The sequence below is a fragment of the Pantoea graminicola genome, assembly GCF_048452665.1.
Lineage (GTDB): Bacteria > Pseudomonadota > Gammaproteobacteria > Enterobacterales > Enterobacteriaceae > Pantoea.
The window spans coordinates 242812-255457 of record NZ_JBLWSJ010000003.1 but is presented as its reverse complement, the minus strand read 5'-3'; the positions used below and the strand labels follow the sequence as shown (position 1 = coordinate 255457).

The 12646-nt window shown below is 58.6% G+C and carries 9 protein-coding genes; 6 read left to right on the top strand and 3 right to left on the bottom strand.

Annotated elements, in window-relative coordinates:
• The first annotated feature begins 218 nt into the window (after positions 1-218).
• Both ACNY69_RS08885 and ACNY69_RS08880 read left to right on the top strand, forming a co-directional pair.
• Complete coding sequence (locus ACNY69_RS08885; RefSeq protein WP_111139468.1) at positions 219-425, top strand: TraR/DksA C4-type zinc finger protein; 207 nt, start codon at positions 219-221, stop codon at positions 423-425.
• A gap of 201 nt (positions 426-626) precedes the next feature.
• A complete protein-coding gene (locus tag ACNY69_RS08880; protein ID WP_418797976.1) occupies positions 627-1103 on the top strand; it encodes an anti-virulence regulator CigR family protein in 477 nt (158 codons plus the stop codon).
• A gap of 179 nt (positions 1104-1282) precedes the next feature.
• Here ACNY69_RS08880 and ACNY69_RS08875 read toward each other — a convergent pair whose 3' ends face one another.
• The 3 genes from ACNY69_RS08875 to ACNY69_RS08865 all read right to left on the bottom strand — a co-directional run bounded on the left by ACNY69_RS08875 (position 1283) and on the right by ACNY69_RS08865 (position 5443).
• Entirely contained in the window at positions 1283-1996 is a 714-nt protein-coding gene (locus ACNY69_RS08875) for a YoaK family protein (RefSeq protein WP_111139466.1), read from the bottom strand.
• 141 nt (positions 1997-2137) lie between these two features.
• On the bottom strand, positions 2138-3682 hold the full coding sequence (locus ACNY69_RS08870; protein WP_418797973.1) for a methyl-accepting chemotaxis protein: 1545 nt from the start codon (positions 3680-3682) through the stop codon (positions 2138-2140).
• 174 nt (positions 3683-3856) lie between these two features.
• Entirely contained in the window at positions 3857-5443 is a 1587-nt protein-coding gene (locus tag ACNY69_RS08865; protein WP_418797971.1) for a PTS transporter subunit EIIC, read from the bottom strand.
• A 259-nt stretch (positions 5444-5702) separates the two neighbouring features.
• On the opposite strand from ACNY69_RS08865, the gene ACNY69_RS08860 reads away from it, so the two are divergent.
• The 4 genes from ACNY69_RS08860 (at position 5703) to ACNY69_RS08845 (ending at position 12604) form a co-directional block, all read left to right on the top strand.
• Positions 5703-8006, top strand: coding sequence for an FdhF/YdeP family oxidoreductase (locus ACNY69_RS08860; protein WP_111140088.1), 2304 nt, complete (start codon positions 5703-5705; stop codon positions 8004-8006).
• Positions 8007-8117: 111 nt separating this feature from the next.
• On the top strand, positions 8118-10052 hold the full coding sequence (locus ACNY69_RS08855) for an exoribonuclease II (RefSeq protein WP_111140091.1): 1935 nt from the start codon (positions 8118-8120) through the stop codon (positions 10050-10052).
• Between the two features lie 199 nt (positions 10053-10251).
• The gene (locus tag ACNY69_RS08850) at positions 10252-12321 is read left to right on the top strand and encodes a carbon starvation CstA family protein (protein ID WP_418797969.1); all 2070 of its coding nucleotides are present in this window, start codon (positions 10252-10254) and stop codon (positions 12319-12321) included.
• A complete protein-coding gene (locus ACNY69_RS08845; protein WP_111140086.1) occupies positions 12314-12604 on the top strand; it encodes a YbdD/YjiX family protein in 291 nt (96 codons plus the stop codon). The genes ACNY69_RS08850 and ACNY69_RS08845 overlap by 8 nt, the downstream gene beginning before the upstream one ends.
• Positions 12605-12646 lie beyond the last annotated feature (42 nt).

The window sequence follows — 12646 nt, the reverse complement described above, 5'->3', positions numbered from 1 at the left end:
TACCTGACAGAGATGTTACCCGACCTGGATTGATTCTGTTGCAAAAGAGAGCCGTCAGTTTGCCCCCTAATCTGCGGGATTGTCCTGTTCAGGCAATCTGAAATGATGCCGCTATGATGAACCCTACGTCACCCCACAGCTTCAGGAGAACGAAGCGTTTCCCTTCAGCAGCTGTTTTATGTTTGAATTGTTAAAATTTGATGAGGTTATGACTGTTTATGGATGAGATAGATTTAGCTCAGGAGCGTGAAGAAGCGCATCTCGCCGCCTCTCTGGCGGCACGTAAGCCAAAAGTGCTGAGTCCTGACGGCATGTGCATCTGGTGTAAAGATGAGTCTGTCGTGGCTGACACGGCCTTCTGTTCCGTTGAGTGCGATGAGGATTTTCACAAGTATCGCCGGGAGCAGCGGCAGCGTATCAGCTGACGGACGGTTCGGGGGCCAGCCAGCCAGCATCGCGCGCTGCTGGTCACTCCTTACCCTGCGTGACTCAGCGGCAGAGGACTTTCCGCACTGACCCCCTCTTTACTCGCATCGCTTTTCCGGGATGACATTTACATCCTGGCCTGTTGCTGTCCATACTCAATAAAGATAAAAGCGGTCCTGCTAATCTGAGGAGACAGATTCATGCAAAAGCATCGCCCTCTTCTTTCACTTCTGGCAGTTGTTCTGGGTTTCGCCGTTATTGCTTCGCCGGGCTATGCCAACCCTGGCAATGGCAATGGCAATGGCAATCATGGGAATAACGGCGCTCACGGCAATCAGGGACGCCATGATGATAAGCCGAAGGAGAGACAACAGGGACGTAAAAACCACGGGCAGCCTGATCGTGTCGGCGCGGACCTTACCTTCTCACGGGCGCGAACGCTGGCGGTAAACTATGGTCTGGTCGGTTACCCGTCTCTGCCGCCGGGCATCGCAAAAAATGTGGCGCGTGGTAAACCGTTACCGCCGGGCATCGCGAAAAAAAGCCTGCCAGCGTCGATGATTAATGCGTTGCCCTATTATCCCGGCTACGAGTGGCGGGCTGTGGGCAACGATTTAGTCCTGATTGCCCTGAGCACGGCTGTTGTGACCGCAGTAATCAACGGTGTCTTTGACTGATACCCGTCCCCCACTGAAAAAAGCCCTCTGCTGATGACCGCCCGATGAACAGCGGGGGCTTCAGCAGGCGTGCCTGCATCATCACGATGACCTGGTGCAGAAGATGGTTACAGGCGGCGAAGTCGCGCATCGGACGACGCACCCCCGACACGGCCCCACAAAATCAGCACCTCATCCCTTCACTTTTCCGATCGGGTAAAGATCGTTTTCAGCGCCAGACCGATCAATCCGCCCCCCACCGGCAGCAGAAAGTTGTTGCCGAGGAGCCTGTAGAGGCCTATTCCCGCCACGCCGCCTGCGAGAAACGACAGCAGTGTCAGCGCGTGCAGGCGCAGGCGGCTGAAATAGAGTGGCGTCTCTTTAGGTGACGCCTTGCGCCGAAGCACCTCAAACAGCATCGCCAGCTCGATACCGATATCCGTCGCCGTGCCGGAGATATGGGTCGTCCGCACCCGTGCATTGGAGATCCGCGTGACCACCGCATTCTGCAGCCCCATCAGGAAGCTCAGGCTCATGATTAACATTACACCCGGTGAATGCGCGGGAAAGGCGCGCTCCACGCCCCCCAGGATCATCAGCGCGGCACCCTCGATGAGAATGACAGCGGCGTAAATGGTGCGGATATTCCGGCGCTGTCCGGCATTAATGATCAGCGTCGAACAGGCGGATCCCGCAATAAAAAGCAGCACCACAGACAGGAAAAAGAGGGCTGGCCCCGCATTCGCTTTAGCCAGCTGGTCGGAGAGCAGCGAAACATTCCCGGTCATGTTGGCGGAAAAAAAACCGACCACCTCAAAGGCAGCAGTATTCAGCGCGCCTGCGGTGGCGGCCAGCGTGCAGGCCAGGCGGGTATCGGCGCTGTCGCTGCGGGCATTCTCGGTGCTGATGAGCATGACGCCCCTCTCTGATAAAAATCCTGTTTTACGCCGGGTATATCCTGGTCACCATGCGCTGAATCAACCGCGCCTTGAAGCCGCAAGGAGCCGAAACCTGTCCGGCTCCTTGCGAAAGCCAGTATGCGCTACCTGCGCCTGTTAATGGCTTGCCAGACGGAACGTGGAGACCGACTGTGTCAGGTACTGCACCTGCTCCTCCAGCGAGGCAGAGGCCGCTGCCGACTCCTGCACCAGCGCCGAGTTCTGCTGGGTGACGCTGTCCATCTCGGTCACCGCCTGTTCGATCTGACCGATGCCGCGGCTCTGCTCATCTGATGCGGTAGAGATATGTTCCATCAGCTCATTGACGCGGCTGACCGAAGAGATAATCGCGTTCATCGCCTCACCGGTGCGGCTGACCTGGTCTGAGCCGGTGCGGATAATCGAAACTGATTCGGCAATCAGGCTCTCGATCTCTTTGGCGGCCGTGGCGCTGCGCTGGGCCAGATTGCGTACCTCGCCCGCGACCACGGCAAATCCGCGCCCCTGCTCGCCCGCGCGGGCCGCTTCGACGGCGGCGTTCAGCGCCAGGATGTTGGTCTGGAAGGCGATGCTGTCGATGACCGTGGTGATCTCCTCGATCTTTTTCGAGCTGGTGTTGATGAGTCCCATCGACACCACCACTTCCTGCGACACTTTTTCGCCACTCTCTGCGTTCTTCACCGCCTCACTGGTCAGACGGCAGGCTTCGAACACGTTTTCGGTATTCTGTTTCACCGTTGCGGCCAACTGCTCCATGCTGGCCGCAGTTTCAGTCAGGGCCGCAGCCTGCTGCTCGGTTCGCGAGGCCAGATCGATGTTGCCTGCCGCAATCTGCTGCGAGGCGGTAGAGACTGAATGGGTCGAATCGCGCACCTGAAGAATAATCGCGGTCAGCGCGCTGCGCATCTGCTCCAGCGAGCCCATCAGCAGCTGAATTTCACTGCGTGAGCCTGCCTTGACCGGCACCGTGGAGTCCAGTACGCCCGCCGCGATCAGCTTGCAGTGCGCCTGCGCATGGTTAAGCGGCGCCAGCACGTAGCGCTTCATAAAGAGATAGATGGCGATGATGATGGCAAAGAACAGCACGCCCGACAGTACCTGTAACATCACGCCGGTGGAGAAGTGGCTCTGCGCCTCGCTGTTCAGTTTTCTGGCGTAAGCCTCATGCTGCGCCAGCACCCGGTCCAGAATGATTTCATACTGGCGATCAAGGCGAACTACGGTGGCAATCTGGTTTTTAAAACGTAGCTGATCGTGTGCTTCGGCGGCTTCAATTAGCGGCTGGAGCCCCTGCTGACGATACGTCTGATAAGCCTGACGATAGGCCTCTGCTTCCGCCTCTTCACCCGGCAGACGCGGGGCATCCATATAGGCCCGGAAGGCCGCATCCGCTTTACCGGCAACGGTGCGCACGCTATCCAGCGTGGCGGGATTACTGGCATCGCTGCCTTCTGTCTCTTTCATGTACTCCATCAGGCGGACACGCAGCGTGCGGCTGTGGTTGATCGGATCGATCACGGAAAGCACCACGCGAATCTCTTTATTGACCGCATTCAGGGAGTGATTGCTCTGAAACAGCAGCGAGGTACTGATCGCCACGCTGGCCAGAAACAGCACCAGCAGGAAAGAGAAAATAATCAGGGAGGATTTTTTTAACGACATCACAACGTTCCGAAAATAGGGAAGACAGAGTCGCTATATCGGCAAAAAAGCGCATCCCATTAGGGGCGCGCTTTTTTTAGTTACAATAAGCGGAGCGGCAACCGACAGAGGTTCTCCCGGGCGGGCGCTGAGGGTGAGCAGCCCGCCGCGCGGTGAGGCCGCAGAATCGCCGGATCAGGCGACACCCAGCGCCATTTTTACTTCGCTGGCAATCTTCTCGACCTGTGGGCCATAAATCACCTGAACGTCGTGCTCACTGACGCGATTGATGCCGTTGGCACCGGTGCTCATCAGCGTCTGATCGACCACCTGATTCATCGCTTTCACCCGTACACGCAGCCGGGTAAAGCAGCAATCGACATCTTCGATATTGGCCTGACCGCCCAGACCGCTGATAATCACCCGGGTGCGCTCATCGGCGGCAACCTGCTGCGGTTTCTCCTCCTCCGACTCGCGGCCCGGCGTCTCGACGTTCATCCGGGTGATCACCAGCCGGAAGGCGTAGTAGTAAACCGGCGCATAGATCGCGCCCAGCGCCAGCGTCCACCACCAGTGAGTTTTTGCCCCGCCAAGCATGCCGAATACCACCAGGTCGATAATGCCGCCCTGTACGTTGCCGATCATCAGGTGCAGCATTGACATCAGCATAAACGACAGGCCGGTGAGAAACGCATGCAGCAGGTAGAGCACGGGCGAGACAAAGATAAAACAGAACTCCAGCGGTTCCGTGATGCCCGTGGTGAATGAGGTCAGCGCCCCGGCCATCACCAGCGCCCTGACCCGCTGCTTATGCTCCGGTCGCGCGGTGTGGTAGATCGCCAGCGCCGCGGCAGGCAAACCAAACATCATCACCGGAATCTTTCCCTGGGCCAGGAACTGCGTGGCGGAACGCAGCGTCTCATCGGGGATCGCGCCCGGATGAGTCAGCGAGGCATTAAAAATGTTCAGCGCACCGACCACCGTCTGTCCATCCACGACCGCCATGCCGCCGATGGGGGTAAACCGCACGGTTTCATTCAGGATGTGATGCAGGCCGGTGGGGATCAGGATGCGCTCGAACGTGCCCAGCAGAAACGCGCCATACTGCCCGCTTTTGCCGATCATCTGACCTATCCAGGCGATACCGCTGCCAATGGTTGGCCAGATCAGCGCCAGCAGCACCCCGACCAGCGGCAGGCAGACCACGGTGACAATCGGCACAAACCGCCGTCCGCTAAAGAAGCTGATCGCCGTAGGGAGTGACTGCGTGTAAAAGCGATTGTGCAGCACCACCGTCATCAGTCCGGCGATCACCCCACCCAGCACGCTCATGTTGTAGGTAAAGACGCCCAGCATGCTGATGTATTCCGCCGACATCATCATCGCCGCAGTCTGATCCAGCCCCGCCTGCTGCAGCGCAGCGGGTGTTGTGGTGGCTGCGGTGATCCCTCTGGCCGCCAGGCTGGCGCTGATACCGACGTTCATTACGATATAGCCAATCACGGCGGCAAAGGCGGCGGTGGGTTTCTCCGCCTTCGCCAGACCGATAGCCGTCGCCACGGCAAAGAAAAGCGGCAGATTAGCAAACAGCGCCCCGGCGACCTTACGGATAAAGCCGATGATGAGCTGCGGCACCTGCATCTGCGCAAAGGCTTCGCCGGTGACGGCCGGGTTCTGCATGGCCGCCGCCAGCCCAAGGAAAATCCCTGCGGCTGCGATGACCGAAATAGGCATCATTAACGCTTTGCCAAATGCGTGGATCTGGCTGGTCAGCTGTTTCATAGGGTTACGCCTCGCTGCTTGCAAACAGCAAGTATGCGTCTGATGCAGGGATAACTCCCGTTATCAGCCCGTTAAAAACGGGTAAAATCTGACCAGCGTCACACTTCGCACGCCTGCACGATAAACGCCAGCTATCGCACCATTATGTCAATCAATTAGACAAGGTATGTGTATAACTGCAGACTTCCTTTCACCATCAGGCTATAACCTGATAACAAACACCAAACAATAATGCCTACTATAAAAAGCCTGCACTCATATGAAATTTAAACGCCAAATCAAACCCTACCGCGCGGCTGCGGGCGGCTGGGGTTCACTGGAAGCCACCACGCGTTTCGTTCTTGACAGCAAAGCGGCCCTGAAAAATATGCGCAATCTGATGCGCATGAACAAAGCCCGCGGTTTTGACTGCCCGGGCTGCGCCTGGGGCGATGACAATAAAAGTACCTTCAGCTTCTGCGAAAACGGGGCCAAAGCGGTTACCTGGGAAGCCACACGCCGCGTTGTCGACACCGACTTTTTTGCTAAACACAGCGTTACCACGCTCTATACCCAGAGTGACTACTTCCTGGAGTATCAGGGTCGTCTGACCCATCCGCTGCGCTACAACGCCGACACCGATCACTATGAGCCAATCAGCTGGGATGCGGCCTTTGCGCTGATTGCGCAGCACATCCGGGCGATGGATCACCCCAACCAGATGGAGCTTTACACCTCCGGCCGTGCCAGCAACGAAGCCTCCTGGCTCTATCAGCTGTTTGGCCGCCTGATGGGTACCAATAATTTCCCTGACTGCTCTAACATGTGCCATGAAGCCAGCGGCACCGGCCTGAAGCGCAGTATCGGCGTGGGTAAAGGCACCATCCGTCTGGATGATTTCGATCACGCTGATGCCATTTTCGTCTTCGGTCAGAACCCCGGCACCAACCATCCGCGTATGCTGCACAGCCTGCGTCATGCGGCCGATCATGGTGCGAAGATCGTGACGTTTAATACCCTGCGCGAGCGCGGTCTGGAACGCTTTGCCGATCCGCAGAAGCCGCTGGAAGTCGTCACCTCGAAAGCGGGCAATATCAGCTCCTCCTATTACCAGCCGAACCTGGGCGGTGATATGGCGGCGGTGCGCGGCATGGTGAAATGCCTGCTGGAAACTCACCGCGCGCGTCTGGCGGCTGGCGAACCGGGTCTGTTTGACCAGACCTTCATCAACGCCAAAACGCACGGTATTGAGGCTTACCTCGACGCCGTGGATAACACCAGCTGGATGCAGATTGTGGCGCAGTCGGGCCTGACACAGGCGCAGATCCGCGAAGCCGCAGCTATATATCAGAGCGCAGACCGGGTGATCTGTACCTGGGCGATGGGGATCACCCAGCACAAGCACTCGGTCGATACGGTACGGGAGATCACTAACCTGCAGCTGCTGTTTGGTCAGCTGGGCAAAAAAGGCGCGGGCCTCTGCCCGGTGCGCGGTCACAGTAACGTGCAGGGCAACCGCACGATGGGCATTGATGAGAAACCGGCCAAAGCCTTCCTGGATGCGCTGGGTAATCACTTCAATTTTGAACCGCCGCGCGCGCCAGGTCATAACACCGTTGAAGCGCTGAACGCCATGCTGCGTGATGAAGTCAAGGTACTGATTGCGCTGGGCGGCAACCTGGCGGCGGCTGCACCTGATTCACCGCGTACCGAAGAGGCGCTGTCACGCTGTGGCCTGACCGTGCATATCAGCACCAAACTGAACCGCAGCCACCTGGTGCCGGGTCACGAAGGGCTGATTCTGCCGACGCTGGGCCGCACTGAGCGCGATCTGCAGGCGACGGGCAATCAGTTCATTACCGTCGAAGACTCCTTCAGCATGGTTCACGCCTCGGAAGGGATCGGCATCCCGCTGGCGGACACTCAGCGTTCAGAGACGGCGATCGTGGCCGGTATCGCTGAAGCGGTGCTTGGCAGTGACAAGGTGAAATGGCGCGAACTGGCGGGTAATTACAATCTGATCCGCGAACATATCGCCGCGACCATTCCGGGCTTTGCCGACTTCAATGCGAAATGTGATATTCCGGGTGGCTTCTACCTGGGTAACGCGGCGGCGGAGTTACGCTTCAATACGCCAAGCCAGAAAGCGGAGTTCTGCGCCTCATCCCTTCCGGATTCGCTGTTCCCGAATCTTGAGCAGGCGGTGCCTTTCACGCTGCAGACGCTGCGTTCACACGACCAGTACAACACCACCATTTACGGCCTCGATGACCGTTATCGTGGGGTATTCGGTCAGCGCGAGGTGGTGTTTATCAACCCGGATGATATGGCCGATCTGGGCTTCACGGAAGGTCAGAACGTGGATATCGAAACGCTGTGGAACGATGGCATTACCCGTCGCGTCAGCGGCTTTAAACTGGTTCCCTATAATATTCCGCGCGGCAATCTGGCGGCCTATTACCCGGAAACCAACCCGCTGGTGCCGCTGAACAGCTTCGGCGATGGCAGTGGCACACCGACCTCGAAATCCGTACCGGTGAAGCTGGAACTGTCGTCGGCGATCGCCGATCAGCGCATCGCCTGACAGCCCCCTCACCCCATCCTGAAAAGCCGGCTCGTCCGGCTTTTTGCCTTGCCGCGCGGCGTTGAATCGCGTAAAACTGTCAGCCGCAATCAGGCCACGAAACGAAAAATTATGTTCCAGGATAACCCGCTGCTCGCGCAGCTGAAAGAGAAGCTCCATTCGCAAACGCCTCGTGCTGAAGGCGTCGTTAAAGGCACCGAAAAAGGTTTCGGCTTCCTGGAAGTCGATGCACAGAAGAGTTACTTCATTCCGCCACCGCAGATGAAGAAAGTGATGCATGGCGATCGCATTGTCGCCGTGATCCACAGCGATAAAGATCGCGAAAGTGCTGAGCCGGAAACCCTGGTTGAGCCCTTCCTGAGCCGCTTTGTCGGCCGGGTGCAGAAGAAAGATGACCGCCTGTCGATCGTCCCGGACCACCCTCTGCTGAAAGATGCCATCCAGTGCCGTCCGGCGCGCGATGTCAGCCATCCCTTCGAAAATGGCGACTGGGCCGTGGCGGAGATGCGCCGTCATCCGCTGAAAGGCGACCGCGGCTTTTACGCCGAGCTCACCGATTTTATCGTGAAAGCCGACGATCACCTCGCACCGTGGTGGGTGACGCTGTCCCGTCACAACCTGGAGCGCCAGGCGCCTGACGTCAGCTTCGGCGAGATGCTGGATGAAAATCTGACGCGCGAAGATCTTACCGCGCTCAACTTTGTCACCATCGACAGCGCCAGCACTCAGGATATGGACGATGCGCTGTATGTGGAGGCACTGGAGGAGGGTTCTCTGCGTCTGACCATCGCCATCGCCGACCCTACCGCGTATGTGGCGGAAGGCAGCCAGCTTGATAAGGTCGCCGCTCAGCGCGCCTTCACCAACTATCTGCCGGGCTTTAATATCCCGATGCTGCCGCGCGAACTCTCTGACGATGTCTGTTCGCTGCGCCCTGACGTGCGCCGTCCGGCGCTGGCCTGCCGTGTCACCGTGGCAGCCGATGGTTCCCTGGGCGATGACGTGACCTTCTTTGCCGCCTGGATCGAATCCAAAGCGAAGCTGGCCTATGACGACGTCTCTGACTGGCTGGAAAACAGCGGCAGCTGGCAGCCGCAGAGCGACGCAATTGCGGAACAGATTCGTCTGCTGCATCGCCTCTGCCTGGCGCGCAGCGAATGGCGTCAGACCCACGCGCTGGTGTTTAAAGATCGTCCAGACTACCGCTTCCTGCTGGGTGAAAAAGGCGAAGTGCTGGAGATTGTGGCTGAACCCCGCCGCATCGCTAACCGCATCGTTGAAGAGTCGATGATTCTGGCGAACATCTGCGCCGCACAGGTCCTGCGCGATCGCCTCGGCTTCGGGATCTACAACGTCCATGCCGGTTTCGACACCACCAATGCGGAACAGGCGGCGGCCGTGCTGGCCAGCCACGGCGTAACGGCCGATGCGCAGGCGATCACCACGCTGGAAGGGTTCCGCGTGCTGCGTCGTGAACTCGATGCCCTGCCAACGCAGTTCCTGGACAGCCGCATCCGCCGGTTCCAGACCTTCGCGGAGATCAGCACCGAGCCAGGCCCGCACTTCGGGCTGGGGCTGGAGGCTTACGCCACCTGGACCTCTCCGATTCGTAAGTTCGGCGACATGATCAATCATCGTCTGCTGAAAGCGATTATCCGTGGTGAACAGGCCACCCGTCCCGATGAGGCCGTCACGGTCACAATGGGCGAGCGTCGCCGCCTGAACCGGATGGCAGAGCGCGATGTGGGCGACTGGCTCTATGCCCGCTACCTGGCGCCTTTCGCGGCCACCGATCGTCGCTTCAGCGCCGAGATTATCGATGTGTCGCGCGGCGGTATGCGTGTCCGTCTGCTGGAGAATGGCGCGGTGGCCTTTATCCCGGCCCCGTTCATTCACGCAGTGCGTGACGAGCTGGTCTGCAGTCAGGAAAACGGCAGCGTACAGATCAAAGGCGAAGTGGTTTACCGCGTAACCGACGTGATCGATGTCACCATCGCCGAAGTGCGCATGGAAACCCGCAGCGTCGTGGCGCGTCCCGCTGTCTGAGTAGCGGATCGCACCTGTTTCTGGCGGGATAACCCCGGTTATCCCGCCGCTCTCCCCCGCCTTACAACGTTGCAAAAAAGTTAAATTTGTACCCCGCTTCACACTTCTCTACTGATTAACTTTCACTTACATTCCATTACATTAAGTTTAGCTCGTTGTTTTCGATCGCTTTCCTCTCGGTCTTCACAAGGAGTTAGTCATGAAAAACGTCAAAACCAGTGTGATCTGGTTAGTGGTGGCGTTAATCGGCGCGGGCGCTTTCGCCATGCTGGCCCTCAGCCGCGGCGAACACGTCAACGCAGTCTGGCTGGTGATAGCCGCTGTCGCCTGCTACAGCATCGCTTATCGCTTTTACAGCCTGTTTATCGCCCGCAATATCTTTGAACTTGACGATCGCCGGATGACACCCGCCGAGCGGCTGAGCGATGGGCTCGATTATGTGCCGACCAATAAGTGGGTCCTGTTTGGCCACCACTTTGCAGCGATAGCCGGTGCCGGGCCACTGGTTGGTCCGATCCTGGCGGCGCAGATGGGCTTCCTGCCGGGTACCATCTGGATACTGGTCGGGGTAATGCTGGCGGGGGCGGTACAGGATTTCCTGATCCTGTTTATCTCCACCCGTCGCGATGGCCGCTCACTGGGCGAAATGGCCAGACAGGAGCTGGGCCCGTTCGCCGGGGTGGTGACGATGCTCGGTGCGCTGGGCGTGATGATTATTATCCTGTCGGCGCTGGCGCTGGTTGTGGTAAAAGCGCTGGCGAACAGCCCGTGGGGGCTGTTTACCATTGCAGCCACCATTCCTATCGCGCTGTTTATGGGCGTCTACATGCGCTTTATCCGTCCGGGTAAGATCGCAGAAGTCTCGCTGATCGGCTTTGTGCTGATGATGGCGGCGATTATCTATGGCGGCGACGTCGCGCAGCATCCTTACTGGGGCCCCTTCTTTACCCTGAAAGGCACCTCGCTGACCTGGGTGCTGGTGATCTACGGCTTTATCGCCTCCGTGCTGCCGGTCTGGCTGCTGCTGGCCCCGCGCGACTACCTGTCAACCTTCCTGAAAATCGGTGTCATCGCCGGACTGGCGGTGGGGATTGTCTTCGCCCTGCCCGAGCTGAAAATGCCGGCCGTTACCCGCTTTATCGACGGCACGGGCCCGGTCTTCGCTGGCGCGATGTTCCCGTTCCTGTTTATCACCATCGCCTGCGGCGCGATTTCCGGCTTCCATGCGCTGGTCTCCAGCGGCACCACGCCAAAACTGGTCGAGCGCGAGAGCCACATCCGCTTTATTGGCTACGGCGCCATGCTGATGGAGTCCTTTGTCGCGATCATGGCGCTGATTTGCGCCTCGGTGCTGGATCCGGGCATTTACTTCGCCATGAACTCCCCGGCCGCGCTGATTGGTACGACCGTGGAGAGCGCCTCTCAGGTGATCAACGGCTGGGGCTTTGTTGTCACACCTGAAATGCTGAGCGGCATTGCCCGCGACGTCGGTGAAGGCTCGATTCTGTCGCGTGCGGGTGGTGCCCCGACCTTTGCAGTGGGCATGGCGCATATCATTACCGACATCTTCAACAGCCGGGCGATGATGGCCTTCTGGTATCACTTCGCCATCCTGTTTGAAGCGCTGTTTATCCTGACAGCGGTGGATGCCGGCACCCGCGCCTGTCGTTTTATGGTGCAGGATCTGGTGGGAACGGTCGTGCCTTCGCTGGCCAATAACCGCTCCTGGCTGGGCAATATGGCAGGCACCACCGTCGCCGTCGCAGGCTGGGGGTTCTTTGTCTATCAGGGCGTCGTCGATCCGCTGGGCGGCATCAATACCCTGTGGCCGCTGTTTGGTATCGGCAATCAGATGCTGGCCTCAATGGCCCTGATTCTGGGCACCGTGGTGCTGTTCAAAATGAAGAAGCAGCGTTACGCCTGGGTCACTATCCTGCCCACGATCTGGCTGTTTATCACCTCCATGACCGCTGGCTGGCAGAAAATCTTCCATGAGAAACCCGCTATCGGTTTCCTGGCGCAGGCCGCTAAGTTCCGCAAAGGGCTGGAGGACGGCGTGGTCATCGCGCCCGCAAAAAGCGTGGCAGATATGCAGACCATCGTGTTCAGCAATCAGATCAACGCTGCACTGTGCGCCTTCTTTATGCTGGTTGCGGTTACGATGCTGATTTCGGCATTCTTCGTTATTCGTCGCGCGCTGCGCAGCGACAAGCCGACTGTACAGGAATCTTCTGTGACGCTGCGCAACAAGGAGGTGCGTCATGTCTGATGCGATTCATCAGGTCCGTCGGCCAGGCGCGAACTGGCAGATTATCCGCTGCCATCCTGCCGCCACGCCGTCACCTCAGGCTTTCCGCTGGCGGAGTCTGTGGCGCGGCCTGCAACAGTGCTTTCGCTTAATGGTCGGCGTGCAGGATTATCAAAAATATCTGCAGCATATGCGCCTGCAGCATCCCGAGCAGTCGCCGATGAGCGAGCGTGAGTTTCACCGTTATTGTCTGGACGCACGCTTTCCCAGCCAGGCTGGCAAAGTGGGAAAATGCCCCTGCTGAACACGCTTAACAGCCCCGCATCGGCGGGGCTTTTTTGTGCCA

What these genes read in the sequence shown, in the direction of transcription:
- ACNY69_RS08880 (WP_418797976.1), top strand. Translation starts at nt 627, where the DNA reads ATGCAAAAGCATCGCCCTCTTCTTTCACTTCTGGCAGTTGTTCTGGGT.
- ACNY69_RS08850 (WP_418797969.1), top strand. Translation starts at nt 10,252, where the DNA reads ATGAAAAACGTCAAAACCAGTGTGATCTGGTTAGTGGTGGCGTTAATC.
- ACNY69_RS08885 (WP_111139468.1), top strand. Translation starts at nt 219, where the DNA reads ATGGATGAGATAGATTTAGCTCAGGAGCGTGAAGAAGCGCATCTCGCC.
- ACNY69_RS08865 (WP_418797971.1), bottom strand. Translation starts at nt 5,443, where the DNA reads ATGAAACAGCTGACCAGCCAGATCCACGCATTTGGCAAAGCGTTAATG.
- ACNY69_RS08855 (WP_111140091.1), top strand. Translation starts at nt 8,118, where the DNA reads ATGTTCCAGGATAACCCGCTGCTCGCGCAGCTGAAAGAGAAGCTCCAT.
- ACNY69_RS08875 (WP_111139466.1), bottom strand. Translation starts at nt 1,996, where the DNA reads ATGCTCATCAGCACCGAGAATGCCCGCAGCGACAGCGCCGATACCCGC.
- ACNY69_RS08870 (WP_418797973.1), bottom strand. Translation starts at nt 3,682, where the DNA reads ATGTCGTTAAAAAAATCCTCCCTGATTATTTTCTCTTTCCTGCTGGTG.
- ACNY69_RS08860 (WP_111140088.1), top strand. Translation starts at nt 5,703, where the DNA reads ATGAAATTTAAACGCCAAATCAAACCCTACCGCGCGGCTGCGGGCGGC.
- ACNY69_RS08845 (WP_111140086.1), top strand. Translation starts at nt 12,314, where the DNA reads ATGTCTGATGCGATTCATCAGGTCCGTCGGCCAGGCGCGAACTGGCAG.